This is a genomic window from Bacillus sp. SIMBA_154 (assembly GCF_046536015.1).
Lineage (GTDB): Bacteria > Bacillota > Bacilli > Bacillales > Bacillaceae > Bacillus > Bacillus pumilus_P.
In genome coordinates this window covers 1-247 of record NZ_JAWJBV010000526.1, presented here as the reverse complement: position 1 = coordinate 247, position 247 = coordinate 1, and the positions used below count along the sequence as shown (strand labels likewise).

The window sequence follows — 247 nt, the reverse complement described above, 5'->3', positions numbered from 1 at the left end:
ATTACAAACTGCGCCTTGAGGTGATGAAGTCGTTAATGCGAATTTATTCTCGCCATATAATGCAGAAACAGTCAAATCCTGAGTCAAATAACCAGTGTATTTGATCGAGTAGTTGTCGCCACCACGTTCAAATGTTGTGGTTCCTGGTTCTGCGCCTTCTGCAATTCCACTTTCCTGGCTATAAGGATATGCCAAACGCGTTGTGTCCTGGCTATCAGAGAAAGCCAATAATTCAACTAAATGATCG

At 42.5% G+C, this 247-nt stretch carries 1 protein-coding gene; it reads right to left on the bottom strand.

Annotated elements, in window-relative coordinates; genetic code table 11:
- Positions 1-247, bottom strand: a 247-nt coding sequence (locus R0K30_RS23020; protein WP_410613294.1) for a hypothetical protein, incomplete at both ends; no start/stop codon positions are given.